The organism is Citrobacter sp. wls615 (assembly GCF_005281355.1).
GTDB lineage: Bacteria > Pseudomonadota > Gammaproteobacteria > Enterobacterales > Enterobacteriaceae > Citrobacter > Citrobacter werkmanii.
In genome coordinates this window covers 61876-76528 of sequence record NZ_SZXM01000060.1, presented here as the reverse complement: position 1 = coordinate 76528, position 14653 = coordinate 61876, and the positions used below count along the sequence as shown (strand labels likewise).

The 14653-nt window shown below is 52.1% G+C and carries 11 protein-coding genes; 6 read left to right on the top strand and 5 right to left on the bottom strand.

Going from position 1 to position 14653, the window contains the following annotated elements; all coding sequences use genetic code 11:
- Positions 1 to 26 precede the first annotated feature (26 nt).
- Positions 27 to 1388 (top strand): tRNA 5-hydroxyuridine modification protein YegQ, encoded by a 1362-nt coding sequence (gene yegQ, locus FDX04_RS16030; RefSeq protein WP_006683890.1) that lies wholly within the window; start codon positions 27 to 29, stop codon positions 1386 to 1388.
- A 269-nt stretch (positions 1389 to 1657) separates the two neighbouring features.
- On the opposite strand, the gene clpA is transcribed toward yegQ, so the two are convergent.
- The gene (gene clpA / locus FDX04_RS16025) at positions 1658 to 3934 is read right to left on the bottom strand and encodes an ATP-dependent Clp protease ATP-binding subunit ClpA (protein ID WP_137360817.1); all 2277 of its coding nucleotides are present in this window, start codon (positions 3932 to 3934) and stop codon (positions 1658 to 1660) included.
- 30 nt (positions 3935 to 3964) lie between these two features.
- A complete protein-coding gene (gene clpS / locus FDX04_RS16020) occupies positions 3965 to 4285 on the bottom strand; it encodes an ATP-dependent Clp protease adapter ClpS (protein WP_042307420.1) in 321 nt (106 codons plus the stop codon).
- A gap of 323 nt (positions 4286 to 4608) precedes the next feature.
- Between clpS and cspD the strand changes: the two genes are divergently transcribed.
- Positions 4609 to 4833, top strand: a complete 225-nt coding sequence (gene cspD, locus FDX04_RS16015) for a cold shock-like protein CspD (protein WP_003036813.1) — start codon at positions 4609 to 4611, stop codon at positions 4831 to 4833.
- A gap of 74 nt (positions 4834 to 4907) precedes the next feature.
- On the opposite strand, the gene macB is transcribed toward cspD, so the two are convergent.
- Both macB and macA read right to left on the bottom strand, forming a co-directional pair.
- The gene (gene macB, locus FDX04_RS16010) at positions 4908 to 6854 is read right to left on the bottom strand and encodes a macrolide ABC transporter ATP-binding protein/permease MacB (RefSeq protein ID WP_042307417.1); all 1947 of its coding nucleotides are present in this window, start codon (positions 6852 to 6854) and stop codon (positions 4908 to 4910) included.
- Positions 6851 to 7966: a macrolide transporter subunit MacA gene (gene macA, locus FDX04_RS16005; RefSeq protein ID WP_042307415.1), complete on the bottom strand. Its 1116-nt coding sequence runs from the start codon at positions 7964 to 7966 to the stop codon at positions 6851 to 6853. Before macA ends, macB begins: the two co-directional genes overlap by 4 nt.
- Before the next feature lie 160 nt (positions 7967 to 8126).
- Here macA and FDX04_RS16000 point away from each other — a divergent pair, with 160 nt between their 5' ends.
- On the top strand, positions 8127 to 9074 hold the full coding sequence (locus FDX04_RS16000; protein WP_137360816.1) for a VirK/YbjX family protein: 948 nt from the start codon (positions 8127 to 8129) through the stop codon (positions 9072 to 9074).
- On the opposite strand, the gene FDX04_RS15995 is transcribed toward FDX04_RS16000, so the two are convergent.
- A complete protein-coding gene (locus FDX04_RS15995) occupies positions 9071 to 10729 on the bottom strand; it encodes an ATP-dependent endonuclease (RefSeq protein WP_042307412.1) in 1659 nt (552 codons plus the stop codon). The genes FDX04_RS16000 and FDX04_RS15995 overlap by 4 nt on opposite strands.
- A gap of 371 nt (positions 10730 to 11100) precedes the next feature.
- Here FDX04_RS15995 and aqpZ point away from each other — a divergent pair, with 371 nt between their 5' ends.
- The 3 genes from aqpZ (at position 11101) to hcp (ending at position 14647) form a co-directional block, all read left to right on the top strand.
- Entirely contained in the window at positions 11101 to 11796 is a 696-nt protein-coding gene (gene aqpZ, locus FDX04_RS15990) for an aquaporin Z (RefSeq protein WP_042307410.1), read from the top strand.
- Positions 11797 to 11939: 143 nt separating this feature from the next.
- Complete coding sequence (locus FDX04_RS15985) at positions 11940 to 12839, top strand: lysine exporter LysO family protein (protein ID WP_137360815.1); 900 nt, start codon at positions 11940 to 11942, stop codon at positions 12837 to 12839.
- 155 nt (positions 12840 to 12994) lie between these two features.
- Complete coding sequence (gene hcp / locus FDX04_RS15980) at positions 12995 to 14647, top strand: hydroxylamine reductase (RefSeq protein WP_042307407.1); 1653 nt, start codon at positions 12995 to 12997, stop codon at positions 14645 to 14647.
- The last annotated feature ends 6 nt before the right edge of the window (positions 14648 to 14653 follow it).

Below are 14653 nucleotides of genomic sequence, written 5' to 3'. Positions count from 1 at the left end.
TGACCTGTCATCAGAACGAGATAATTATGTTTAAACCGGAACTCCTTTCCCCGGCGGGAACGCTGAAAAATATGCGTTACGCTTTCGCCTATGGCGCAGATGCTGTGTATGCGGGCCAACCGCGTTATTCACTGCGCGTACGCAACAACGAATTCAACCACGAAAACCTGCAGCTCGGCATTAATGAAGCCCATGAACTGGGTAAAAAATTCTATGTGGTGGTTAACATCGCCCCGCACAATGCCAAGCTGAAAACCTTCATTCGTGATCTGAAACCGGTGGTGGAAATGGGGCCGGATGCGCTGATCATGTCGGACCCGGGTCTGATTATGCTGGTGCGCGAGAACTTCCCTGACATGGATATTCACCTGTCGGTGCAGGCTAATGCCGTTAACTGGGCGACGGTCAAATTCTGGAAGCAGATGGGGCTGACCCGCGTGATCTTGTCTCGCGAACTGTCGCTGGAAGAAATTGAAGAGATCCGTACCCAGGTGCCCGATATGGAGATTGAGATCTTCGTTCACGGTGCATTGTGCATGGCCTATTCCGGGCGCTGCCTGCTCTCTGGTTACATCAACAAGCGCGACCCGAACCAGGGCACCTGTACCAATGCCTGCCGCTGGGAATACAACGTGCAGGAAGGGAAAGAAGACGTGGTAGGCAATATCGTACATAAGTACGAGCCGATCCCGGTACAAAACGTCGAACCCACATTGGGTATTGGCGCGCCGACAGATAAAGTCTTTATGATTGAAGAAGCCCAGCGACCAGGTGAGTACATGACCGCGTTCGAAGACGAACACGGCACTTACATCATGAACTCGAAAGATTTGCGTGCCATTGCCCACGTTGAGCGTCTGACGCAAATGGGCGTGCATTCGCTGAAGATCGAAGGCCGTACCAAGTCATACTATTACTGCGCGCGTACCGCGCAGGTTTATCGCAAAGCAATTGATGATGCCGCTGCCGGCAAACCGTTCGACCCGCAACTGCTGGAAACGCTGGAAGGTCTGGCGCATCGCGGTTACACCGAAGGGTTCCTGCGCCGCCATACGCATGACGACTATCAGAACTACGAATACGGCTTCTCTGTGTCAGAGCGTCAGCAGTTTGTTGGCGAATTTACCGGCGAACGTAAAGGCGAACTGGCAGCCGTGCTGGTAAAAAATAAATTTACCGTCGGCGACAGCCTGGAATTGATGACCCCACAGGGCAATATCAACTTTACCCTTGAGCAGATGGAAAACGCGAAAGGCGAAGCCATGCCGGTTGCTCCGGGCGATGGCTACACCGTGTGGATGCCGGTACCTGAGGATATCGATCTGAATTATGCCTTGTTAATGCGTAATTTTGCCGGTGAGTCCACACGCAACCCGCATGCTAAGTAGTTAATTACGGTTATTTTTCAGCGTTCGGAAGATTCTTAGAAATCGATCACATACCGTTTCGTTCATTAAGGGTATTATCCCACCCGCTGAAAAACATAACCCATAAATGCTAGCTGTACCAGGAACCACCTCCTTAGCCTGCGTAATCTCCCTTACGCAGGCTTATTTTTTGCCTGCCGGTTAAACACGCCGGGTTCTCCCAATTCAAATCACTACAGTCAGGCGAAAAAAAACCGGGCATTACGCCCGGCTCATGAGGTGATTAGAACTTAATGTGCAGCTTCTGGCTTGTGCTTTTGCGCACTCTGGAAACCATAGGTCAGCTCATTTTTCTCTTTATCCAATTCAACGGTTACCTGACCACCATCCACAAGCGAACCGAACAGCAGTTCGTTGGCCAATGGTTTTTTCAGGTTGTCCTGAACAACACGCGTCATCGGACGTGCGCCCATTGCGCGGTCATAGCCTTTCTCAGCCAGCCAGTTACGTGCTTCCTGGCTTACTTCCAGCGAGACGCCTTTCTGATCCAGCTGTACCTGCAACTCGACAATAAACTTATCAACAACCTGATGTATCACCTCAGTAGAGAGGTGATCGAACCAGATAATGTTGTCGAGACGGTTACGGAATTCCGGCGTAAACACTTTTTTGATTTCGCCCATCGCATCAGTGCTATTGTCCTGATGAATAAGCCCAATCGATTTACGTTCGGTCTCACGTACCCCGGCGTTGGTGGTCATGACCAGCACCACGTTACGGAAGTCCGCCTTACGGCCATTATTGTCGGTCAGCGTACCGTTATCCATTACCTGCAGCAGCAGGTTAAAGACATCCGGGTGCGCTTTTTCGATTTCATCCAACAGCAGGACCGCATGCGGGTGTTTAATGACCGCGTCGGTCAGCAAACCGCCCTGGTCATAACCGACATATCCCGGAGGCGCACCAATCAGACGGCTGACGGTGTGACGTTCCATATACTCGGACATATCAAAACGCAGCAGCTCAATGCCGAGCGCTTTGGACAGCTGCACCGTGACTTCGGTCTTACCAACGCCAGTCGGTCCGGCAAACAGGAATGAACCGACAGGTTTATGCTCATGTCCAAGACCGGCACGGCTCATTTTGATCGCTTCAGTCAGTGCCTCAATGGCTTTATCCTGTCCGAATACCAGCATTTTCAGACGGTTACCCAGATTTTTCAGCGTATCACGATCGCTCTGCGACACGCTCTTCTCCGGGATACGCGCAATGCGGGCCACCACGGACTCAATATCGGCTACGTTAACAGTTTTCTTGCGCTTGCTGACCGGTAACAGACGCGCACGTGCGCCCGCTTCATCGATCACGTCAATGGCTTTATCCGGCAGATGACGATCGTTGATATATTTCACCGCCAGTTCAACCGCGGCACGCACCGCTTTAGCGGTGTAGCGAACGTCATGGTGCGCTTCGTATTTCGGTTTCAGACCGTTGATGATCTGTACGGTCTCTTCTACCGACGGCTCAGTGATATCAATTTTCTGGAAACGGCGCGCTAACGCCCGGTCCTTCTCAAAAATATTGCTGAATTCCTGATAGGTTGTGGAGCCTATTACACGGATTTTACCGCTGGAGAGCAGAGGCTTGATTAAGTTAGCCGCATCCACCTGGCCGCCCGAGGCCGCACCCGCACCGATAATGGTGTGGATCTCATCAATAAACAGGATGCTGTTGGTATCCTGTTCCAGCTGTTTCAACAACGTCTTAAAGCGTTTTTCAAAATCGCCGCGATATTTGGTGCCCGCCAGCAGCGACCCGATATCCAGAGAGTAAAGGGTGCAGTCCGCCATGACTTCCGGCACGTCGCCCTGGACAATACGCCAGGCAAGGCCTTCGGCAATCGCGGTTTTACCGACGCCAGATTCCCCCACCAACAGCGGGTTGTTTTTTCTGCGACGGCACAGTACCTGAATGGCGCGCTCCAGCTCTTTGTCCCGGCCAATGAGCGGATCAATTCCACCCACACGGGCAAGCTGGTTAAGGTTAGTCGTGAAGTTCTCCATACGGTCCTCCCCGCCAGCTTGCTCTTCGTTATTTGGCTGATTCCCGGAGTCAGAAGACTGACTTGGTTCGTCTTTGCGCGTGCCATGAGAAATAAAATTCACCACGTCCAGACGACTCACTTCATGCTTACGCAGCAGATAGGCCGCCTGAGATTCCTGCTCGCTAAAGATAGCTACCAGAACATTTGCGCCGGTAACTTCATTGCGCCCGGAGGACTGAACATGGAAGACCGCACGTTGCAGTACACGCTGAAAACTCAACGTTGGCTGCGTGTCGCGCTCTTCTTCACTGGCAGGCAATACGGGTGTGGTTTGTTCAATGAAGGCTTCGAGTTCCTGACGGAGCGCCACCAGATCCACAGAACACGCTTCCAGCGCTTCGCGGGCCGATGGGTTACTGAGCAACGCCAGTAACAAGTGCTCGACGGTCATAAACTCATGTCGGTGCTCGCGCGCTCTGGCGAAAGCCATGTTTAAACTGAGTTCCAGTTCTTGATTGAGCATAGGCACCTCCCCCAATATTTATGCCTGCATTCAGGCTTTTTCCAGCGTACACAGCAACGGATGCTCGTTCTCCCTCGCATATTTGTTCACCATCGATACTTTGGTTTCAGCCACTTCGGCAGTAAACACGCCGCAAATAGCTTTACCTTGATAGTGAACTGCAAGCATCAGTTGCGTTGCACGTTCTACATCATAAGAAAAGAATTTTTGTAACACGTCAATAACAAACTCCATCGGAGTGTAATCATCATTGATTAATATCACTTTATACATAGATGGCGGTTTTAGCGCGTCGCGCAATTTGTCTTCCGCCAGCAGATCGAAATCCAGCCAGTCGTTCGTCTTACTCATTGTCAGTCGTCATCTTCAGTTACGGTTTCCGGCAGAAAATGTTGCCGCTGACAAGCAGCCTATGCACACACTCAATCTACCTCAAGTATTAGATAACTATCATCTATTAGTGTCATCCGCGACATCTGTCACAGAACCGACAATAGCGTTAACTGCTTCAAATTTTGATGCATTTTTACCCTATTCCATCCGTCTGACGCTTGACGCCCCGCCTGATTTCTCTAAATTGTAGTTTCGAGAGTTGGCGAGGTTTTGAACAGCCCCCACTCCGCAACCGGTTCATTCCATCTTACTTATATAAGATCTACGAAGGATGTCGAAGTATGGAAACGGGTACTGTTAAGTGGTTCAACAACGCCAAAGGGTTTGGTTTCATCTGCCCCGAAGGCGGCGGCGAAGACATTTTCGCCCATTACTCCACCATTCAGATGGATGGTTACAGAACGCTAAAAGCCGGACAGTCTGTCCAGTTTGATGTCCACCAGGGGCCAAAAGGCAACCATGCCAGTGTCATCGTGCCTGTCATTGAAGCAGAAGCCGTCGCATAACCCTTCTGTCTCATTGTGTACATCCCGCAGTCAAAATGCCAGCCCTTGCGGCTGGCATTTTTATCTCGACAGTATTACTCCCGCGCCAGCGCATCTACCGGATCGAGCCGGGCCGCATTACGCGCCGGTAACCAGCCAAACAAAATGCCGGTAGCGGTTGAGCACAGGAATGCCGTGAGCAGCGCAACGGGTGAGAAGCCAATTTCCCAGCCGGGCAGGAATAACTGTAGCGTAAAGGCGATCAGCATCGACAACGTGATACCCAACGCGCCGCCAACCAGACATACCAGCACCGCTTCAATGAGGAACTGTTGCAGCACATCACTGGCGCGCGCGCCAACCGCCATACGAATGCCAATCTCGCGCGTTCGTTCGGTTACCGAAACCAGCATAATATTCATCACGCCGATTCCACCTACCACCAGCGAAATGACCGCCACCAGCGTCAGGAAGAGTTGTAATGTACGTGTGGTCTTTTCGGCGGTTTTCAAGACGCCGTCCATATTCCAGGTAAAGAAATCTTTCTTCCCATGGCGTAACGACAACAGGCGGGTAAGCTGCTGTTCAGCCTGAGCACTATCAAAACCGTCCTTCACCCGCACGGTGATTGAGTTCAGCCACGATTGCCCCATAATTCGCCCGGACATGGTGCTGTAAGGCAGCCAGACCCGCAGGATCTTACTACTGCCGAACATCGACTGTTTCTCCTCTGCAACGCCAATCACCGTAGCAGGCATATTTCCCACCAAAATGACTTCGCCCACCACCTTCGCTTTATTGGGGAACAACTGACGTCGGGTATTACTGTCGAGCACCACCACCTGCGCCCGACCTGCAAGCTGCTCAGCGTTAAAGGTGGTCCCTTCGCTAAACGTCATGCCATAGACATTGAAATAGTCGCCGCTAACGCCGTTCGCACTGGCAGCCACGTCAATATTACCGTAGCGTAGCCGCAGGTTCTTCGACACCGCAGGCGTCACCGAACTTACCCAGGGCTGTTTCTGCAGCGCGGTTAAATCGTCATATTTCAGCGCCTGTTGATACTGCGGATCGTCATCGCCGAAATCTTTGCCGGGATAGATATCAATGGTATTGGTACCGATAGCGCGAATGTCTGCCAGCACCAACTGTTTTGCCGCATCCCCCACCACCACAATCGAAACCACCGAAGCAATACCGATGATGATCCCTAGCATGGTCAGCAGCGTACGCATCTTATTCGCAGCCATTGCCAGCCAGGCCATGGTGAGCGCTTCGCGAAAACCACTGATAAACTGACTCCAGCCCGACACTGTTTTCACTGTCGGCACGGAGATTTCGCGTCCGCCAGGAGATTTGTGCGGCGGCGGGTTGCGTACAATCTCTCCGTCGCGAATTTCAATTACGCGCTCGGCCTGCGCGGCCACCTGCGGGTCGTGCGTAACGATAATCACCGTATGTCCGCGATCGCGAAGCTGATGCAAAATCGCCATCACCTCTTCGCCAGAATGGCTATCCAACGCCCCGGTGGGTTCGTCGGCAAGAATCACCTGCCCACCGTTCATCAACGCACGCGCAATGCTGACCCGCTGCTGCTGGCCACCGGAAAGCTGGGATGGCTGATAATCAACCCTGTCGCCCAGCCCCAGCCGCTGGAGTAATTCCTGCGCACGAGCCAGACGTTGCTTACGTTCTGTCCCGGCATAGACCGCTGGCACCTCAACGTTTTGCGCGGCGGTCAAATGCGACAGCAAATGATAACGCTGGAAGATAAAACCAAAATGCTCGCGTCGCAGTTGCGCTAACGCATCGCTATCGAGGGTGGAGACATCGCGCCCGGCCACCCGATACGTGCCGCTGGTAGGCTTATCGAGACAGCCGAGAATGTTCATCAGCGTCGATTTACCCGAACCAGACGCGCCGACAATCGCCACCATTTCACCGGCCTGAATGCTCAAGGAAACGTCCTTTAACACCTCGACCTGCCCTTCGCCTGACGGGTAACTACGGCGGATATTGCTCAGCTCAAGCAATGCCGTCATTTCGCTGCCCCAGGATTGCCCTCGCCAGTAATGACTTCATCTCCCTCTTCCAGCCCCTTCACAATCTCCACATCGGTGTCATTGCGCGCGCCGATCACCACCTCACGCTCGCGGGTTTCACCGTTACGCAGCAGCCTGACGTTATAGCGATTATTGCCAATAGGATCGCCCAGCGCCGATAGCGGGATGGTCAGGACATTTTTGACATCCGTGAGCTGAATATGGACCTGTGCGGTCATATCCAGACGCAGGATCCCTTTCGGGTTAGGCACTTCAAAGCGGGCATAGTAGAAAATCGCGTCATTCACTTTTTCCGGCGTCGGCAGGACATCTTTCAGCGTACCTTCGTAGCGCGTCTGCGGATCGCCGAGGACAGTGAACCAGGCTTTTTGTCCGGGATGCAGGTGAATAACATCCGCCTCGGAAACCTGCGCTTTCACCAGCATGGTACTCATGTCTGCTAACGTCAGAATGTTAGGTGCCTGCTGGGCGGCAATAACGGTTTGTCCTTGCAGAGTGGTTATTTGCGTAACCTCACCCGCCATTGGCGCTACAATGCGGGTGTAATCAAGGTTGGTCCTGGCTGTATCAAGAGAGGCTTGATTACGCTTAATCTGTGCATCAATGGTGCCAATTTGCGCCTGTTTGACCGCCATCTCGGTAGCCGCGGTATCGAGATCCTGTTGTGAAACCGCCTGGGTTTTCGCCAACTGCTGCTGACGGGAAAGCGTCACTCGCGCCAGCTTCCACTCGGCTTCAGCCTGTAAACGCTGGGCGCGTAATTCCATCAGCGTCGCTTCAACCTCTTTGATCTGGTTTTGCGCCTGTTCAGGATCGATAACGCCAAGCAGTTGATCTTTTTTTACTTTATCGCCAATCGCGACCGACAGCGTTTTTAACTGCCCACTGACCTGCGCCCCGACGTCAACTTTACGCAGCGCATCCAGTTTTCCGGTAGCCAGTACACTCTGCTGGAGATCGCCGGGACGAACAATTAACGTTTGATACTGAGGTAAAGGCGCATTAAGCGTACGCCATAGCGCAATTATCGCCACAATAAGGATGATGGCGAAGATAAAATAGCGTTTTTTGATTTTTCCCTTGAGCTTCATAAATGTCCCAATTTCCCCCAATACGTCCATCAGAGTGGAGTGTTAAACGTCAACGTTAAATAAATAGCCGTTGAAAAGCGCAAGAATAACAGAGTTATTGATGAATGGTTAAGATCCACTGTGCTGAAATTAATGCCAGGGTATCAATCGGATTTATATTATGAGTCAACTAACTGAAAGCGCTTTTCTTTCCACCAAACCCATCACCAGCCTTGGCCTTTTTTACAGCCTGAGCCGCGGTCAGTTACGGCCTGCACAGTGTTGGGATAAACGGAGCTTTCGGCGTAAGTTTATCTGGCGTTCATTACTGATACCTCGCCTTACCCGGGAATGGATGACTGAACTGGCGCAGTGGCCGGAGCTTGAAAACGTGCTCACCCGTCAACCCCGGCTACCCGTTCGTCTGCATCGTCCTTACCTTGCCGCCAACTTCGATCGTAGAATGCGATTAAATGCGGTGCGTTTTCATTACCATGTTATCCGCAATGCATTCTTACCTGGTGAATTTAACGCCTTATTAAGTCATGACGGCTTACAGTTGGCGCAAATTGAAGGTAAAGATAACGAGAAATTTACCGTGACCATGATGATGTTTCCGGTACTCGATAAAGAGGGTGAAAGTACTATTCTGGTGCGAAATGGCGAGGGTGACGAACTGACTAAAATGACATTTACCTTCTGCGAATATAATGGGAAAAGTACATTATTTATCGGCGGCATGCAGGGTAATTCACAACTTCCGCACGAAGCAACACAAAAAGCGACCAAATCCTGCCACGGAATATTCCCCAAACGCCTTGTTATGGAAGCCATTTGTCGTTTGGCAGAACAATTGAATATCGAAAAGGTAATGGCTGTCAGTAATGAACAGCATATCTTTCGCAGTCCGCGTTACCACGATCAAAACAAAGTGATTCTTTCCGACTACAACGCATTTTGGGCGTCGCTTGGCGGCGAGTGCGACAGCCGCGGGTACTATCATATTCCGCGTGCGCTGGCTCGAAAAAGCGAAGCGGAGATTGCCAGTAAAAAACGCGCAGAATACCGCCGTCGCTATCAGCTACTGGACAGCATCCACGCGCAGCTGTCGTCAATGTTTCGTCACTAATCCGCTCTGCCGCGTGCCAGCCACAGCACGCGGGAAAACATTTTACGCAGCAACGTAGGGACGGCGTCCACGCCACGCCGCCCTGCTTCCATCGCCACCTCGATCGCCAGATCCGGTTTTGACGACCGATGAATCGCCTTGGAGATAATTTTGCGCATATTCATTGGCACATTTTCCGGGATCTGCGCAACACGATGAAAGACATCGGCGAACCCCTGGCGATACATAAAGTGTTCCATATCCAGCGCGGGGAGCATGGTTAAATGATCGCGCTCCTCCTCTCGGTCGTTATTCAATAAACCGCGCACCGTGGCGGCATACTTTTTCCCGGCTTCATCGCCATCGACCAGCACGTGCCATTCAATTCCCATCCGGCGGGCAAACTTAACCAGTGGTTTGAGACCTGACTGAGCAAATTCAATGACTTTAATACCTTCCGCATCAAAGTGATGTCCGCACTGGCGGGCCAGCTCGTTAATGACCCAGGTTTCCGTTTCGCCTTCCACCAGCAGCCAGCAGCGGGCAAACAGCGAAGATGCACGATTGAAACGAATATGGAAAGCGATACGCCGACCGTCCTCCGCGCTGATCCCACCCGGTCCCAGCCGCCAGGCGGCTACCCGGGATGATTCACGTACCAGACGGACAACATGTTCCACCGGCGTGAGAGACAGCAACTCACCGGAGTTGGTGGTCGCCACCCGCTGGAGAGGAAGTAGATTCAGCAAGTGCCAGGCAACCGACAACATGATGGGATGTAAACGCGTTTCCGGGTCTTCTATCAGCAATAAAGGCCGGGCATCTTTATCAAGCCTTAACGTGCCTTTGGCCTGCAACAGCGTCGAGAACAGTCCCAACAGAATAACGCGATGCGTTCGTCCGCCGGGCTTATCAATCATGCGATTAATGATATCCAGATAGCGCCAGCTACGTTGTTCGTTATTGGAGCGGCGACGCATCAGGCGATAGCGGGACTGACCAGAACCCTGCTCAGAAAAATAGTGCTCCAATAGCTGCACCATGGCCGACAGCCCCTGACGAATCTGCCCATCAGTGAGGTTTTGTGGTCGGGTAGCCAGTTCACGCGCCAGAAAATCCAGCTGGCGGGCGGTCACTTCAACATCCGCCGAATCCGGTACCGTACCGTTACGAATGCGTCGCATAAAACGCGCATCACGCAGACGCAACACAGGCATCAGACGCACGAGATGCCGCGCCAGGTCGTTAATGTCGTCGAGATCTAACGGATGACCATCGCCATCAAGAAAACTACGTAGCGTCAGGACAGTCCCGTCATCCGCACACTCGCCCTCCAGACGATAGAATATACGGTGATAACTATCGTTACACGGCGTCCAGCAGGCTTCCAGAGGACGGTACCGACGAACCCGATGACGACCCGGTTGAGATTCTCGAAACGTCAGGATAATGTGCAAATGATGTTCCCGGCCCTGTATATCGCCCGGCGGGAACCAAAAATCCTCACGGTCAAAATGGTACAAATCAGACTCCGGCGACAGCAGCAAGGTTAAAGCATCCAGCAGACTGGACTTACCCCACGCGTTCTCCCCAATCAGCACGTTACTCTGCTCAAGCATCAACGACAGGCGGTTAATACCACGAAATCCAACAATCTCAACGCGTTCGAGAATCATATAGCCTCCGGAAATGCTAACTTTTTCCTTCAAGTTATCAGGAGTATAACGTTAACTGGGCGCTCAGAGCACCCGATATCATCAGGAGGTTAATCGCAGAAACCCAAAAAATTAAGAATATTCTTCTTATGTTTCCCTGTGATTATAATTTCTAAGCTCAATCATCATTTTTAGCTAATTGAACTATGCTTCATTCATCGAATATTCAAAAAGGAATCACGACATATTGCCTTAAATCAAATTTTTTCATCAATTTAACTGGCGAAGGGATGATGTTTTTTTCTAAAATACCCGCTCTTTCATCATCGTCCCTTTAAGCGATGAATTACCGGGCAAGGAACACAAACCCGGAACTTTTAATTGAGGTGGTTATGTTCAGGAAATTAGCAGCCGAATTCTTCGGTACGTTTTGGCTCGTCTTTGGTGGGTGCGGTAGCGCAGTACTGGCCGCAGCATTCCCGGAATTGGGAATTGGATTTGCCGGTGTCGCATTGGCATTTGGTCTGACCGTATTAACTATGGCCTATGCCGTAGGCCATATTTCAGGTGGACATTTTAACCCGGCAGTAACCTTCGGTTTATGGGCTGGCGGTCGCTTCCCGGCGAAAGACGTTATTGGATATGTTATTGCGCAGGTTGTGGGCGGTATTGTTGCAGCAGCGGCTCTGTATCTTATTGCCAGCGGTAAAGCAGGTTTTGATGCAACCGCCAGCGGTTTTGCCTCGAACGGCTTTGGTGATCATTCACCAGGCGGTTATTCCATGCTTTCTGCTGTTGTAATTGAAATTATTCTTACCGCTGGCTTCTTATTAGTGATCCACGGCGCGACCGACAAACATGCTCCGGCAGGTTTTGCACCTATTGCGATTGGTCTGGCGTTAACATTAATCCACTTGATCAGCATTCCAGTCACTAATACCTCCGTAAACCCGGCACGTAGTACTGCAGTTGCCATCTTCCAGGGCGGCTGGGCATTGCAACAATTGTGGTTCTTCTGGGTTATGCCGATTATCGGTGGGGTTCTCGGCGGTCTTATTTACCGCACTCTGCTGGAAAAACGTGATTAATCGATAACAAAAAGGCCTGGCGAAAGTCAGGTCTTTTTTTTCCTCTCTATATTTCCTTTTATTTGCAACTTTACTCCCCTCTTTGCATTGAGTAGTGTGTGCTGGCGCATTTCGTCTTACATCTCAGCAAGGATCGGGCTTTCATGTTTTCAGGGCTGTTAATCATTCTGGTTCCCCTTATTGTGGGCTACCTTATTCCACTTCGGCATATGGGCGCATTAAAACTCATCAATCGCCTGTTGAGTTGGATCGTCTACCTTATTCTCTTTTTTATGGGCATCAGCCTGGCGTTTCTGGATAATCTCGCCAGCAACCTGTTAGCCATACTTCATTATTCTGCTGTCAGCGTGACGGTCATTTTGCTGTGTAATATCGCCGCGCTATTCTGGCTGGAGCGTTCACTGCCCTGGCGGCATAACCACCAGCAAGAGAAACTCCCGTCGCGAATCGCGATGGCGTTTGAGTCGCTCCAGCTTTGCGGGGTTGTTGTGGTGGGTTTCCTGCTGGGTCTCACCGGTCTTTCCTTTTTGCAGCACGCCACCGAAGCCAGCGAATATACATTAATCTTTTTACTGTTCCTGGTGGGGATTCAGCTTCGCAACAGCGGCATGACCCTCAAGCAAATCTTGTTGAATCGCCGGGGCATGATTGTGGCCGTCGTCGTCGTCGCCAGTTCGATGCTGGCGGGGGTTATCAATGCGTTGATCCTCGGCCTGCCGGTAAAAACCGCGCTGGCGATGGCGTCAGGTTTTGGCTGGTATTCGCTGTCCGGTATTCTGTTAACCGAGTCGTTCGGGCCGGTGATTGGGAGTGCCGCCTTTTTTAATGACCTGGCGCGTGAACTGATTGCCATTATGTTGATTCCCGGCATGGTGGGTCGCAGTCGCTCTACCGCGTTGGGGCTATGCGGGGCCACATCGATGGATTTCACCCTGCCAGTTTTACAACGCAGCGGCGGACTGGAAATGGTTCCGGCAGCCATCGTGCACGGTTTTATCCTGAGTCTGTTAGTCCCTCTGCTGATGGCATTTTTCTCCGCCTGACCCTCACTCAAATACCTCTCTGGCGGTAGTCAGCTACCGCCAAAATTGCGCTAAATCAATCTCCTTGCAAGTTGTAGCAGAAATCCCTTTTATCCCTGCGCGCACAGGCATAACCTTAAACATGTATATTAAATATAACTTTAAAAGGTGTGACCATGTTTTGTGTGCAATGTGAACAAACCATCCGTACTCCGGCAGGGAACGGCTGCTCTTACGCGCAGGGTATGTGCGGTAAAACGGCTGAAACTTCCGATTTGCAGGATCTGCTGATTGCTTCCCTACAAGGTCTGTCTGCATGGGCTGTTAAAGCGCGTGAATACGGCATCATCGACCATGAAATTGATAACTTTGCCCCGCGCGCGTTCTTCTCTACCCTGACCAACGTTAACTTCGACTCCCCGCGTATTGTCGGCTATGCCCGCGAAGCGATTGCCCTGCGTGAAGCACTGAAAGCGCAATGTCTGAACATTGATGCGAACGCAGCGGTCGACAACCCGATGGCGGACCTGCAACTGGTCAGCGACGATCTGGGCGACCTGCAACGTCAGGCAGCGGAATTTACCCCGAACAAAGACAAAGCGACGATTGGCGAGAATATTCTCGGCCTGCGCCTGCTGTGCCTGTACGGTCTGAAAGGTGCGGCGGCCTATATGGAACACGCGCACGTTCTCGGCCAGTACGACAACGACATCTATGCTCAGTACCACAAAATCATGGCGTGGCTGGGAACCTGGCCTTCCGACATGAACGCTCTGCTGGAGTGTTCTATGGAAATCGGCCAGATGAACTTCAAAGTAATGAGCATCCTGGACGCCGGTGAAACCACCAAATACGGTCACCCGACGCCGACTCAGGTCAATGTTAAAGCAACCGTTGGTAAATGCATCCTGATCTCCGGTCACGACCTGAAAGATCTCTACAACCTGTTGGAGCAGACCGAAGGTACCGGCGTTAACGTCTATACCCACGGCGAAATGCTGCCAGCACACGGCTACCCGGAACTGCGCAAGTTCAAACATCTGATTGGTAACTACGGCAGCGGCTGGCAGAACCAGCAGGTTGAGTTCGCTCGCTTCCCAGGCCCAATCGTGATGACATCTAACTGCATCATCGACCCAACAGTGGGTGCTTACGACGACCGTATCTGGACCCGTAGCATCGTCGGCTGGCCGGGCGTGAGCCACCTCGAAGGCGACAACTTCGGTCCGGTTATTGCTCAGGCGCAGCAGATGGCTGGCTTCCCGTACAGCGAAATCCCGCACCTGATCACCGTAGGTTTCGGTCGTCAGACGCTGCTGGGCGCTGCTGATACCTTAATCGACCTGGTCAGCCGTGAAAAACTGCGTCACATCTTCCTGGTCGGCGGCTGCGACGGCGCGCGCGGCGAACGTAACTACTTCACCGACTTCGCCACCAGCGTACCAGACGATTGCCTGATCCTGACCCTGGCGTGCGGTAAATACCGTTTCAACAAACTGGAGTTCGGCGATATCGAGGGTCTGCCGCGTCTGGTCGATGCCGGTCAGTGTAACGATGCTTACTCTGCCATCATCCTGGCGGTCACTCTGGCAGAGAAGCTGGGCTGCGGCGTAAACGATCTGCCGCTGTCTCTGGTGCTCTCCTGGTTTGAACAGAAAGCGATTGTGATTCTGCTGACCCTGCTGTCGCTGGGCGTGAAAAACATCGTCACTGGCCCGACTGCGCCTGGCTTCTTTACGCCGGATCTGCTGGCTGTGCTCAACGAAAAATTCGGCCTGCGTTCCGTGACCACCGTTGAAGAAGACATGAAGCAGCTGCTGAGCGCGTAAGGAGTA